The sequence below is a fragment of the Lysinibacillus sp. GbtcB16 genome (assembly GCF_019091145.1).
GTDB lineage: Bacteria > Bacillota > Bacilli > Bacillales_A > Planococcaceae > Lysinibacillus > Lysinibacillus fusiformis.
In genome coordinates this window covers 1-272 of the sequence record NZ_JAGXJV010000391.1, presented here as the reverse complement: position 1 = coordinate 272, position 272 = coordinate 1, and the positions used below count along the sequence as shown (strand labels likewise).

The window sequence follows — 272 nt, the reverse complement described above, 5'->3', positions numbered from 1 at the left end:
CGTCGCCGGAAGACTGAACCCAACCGTACCCTTTGGTTTCTCCTAAATGTAAGCGGTTAATTAAAGCGAAATGCTGAGCCACATCCGGAAGGATTGTCCGAATATCCTCTTCTGGATAGGATATGATTGTCCGTCCCGGCACTTTTTCGGCGATGGAGTAAAATAAATCCTCGTTCGCCCGGCCGATCTCGAGCACGCGCGGGACGGGGATACCTTGGCGCGAGAATGTGTCGTGCACATACTGCTCCCGAACAAATCCTTCGTTCCCGCTA

1 pseudogene is annotated in these 272 nt (G+C 52.6%); it reads right to left on the bottom strand.

Features of this window, described 5'->3' with window-relative positions:
* Positions 1 to 238: pseudogene (locus KVT27_RS24650) on the bottom strand (hypothetical protein); the annotation flags it as partial.
* Positions 239 to 272 lie beyond the last annotated feature (34 nt).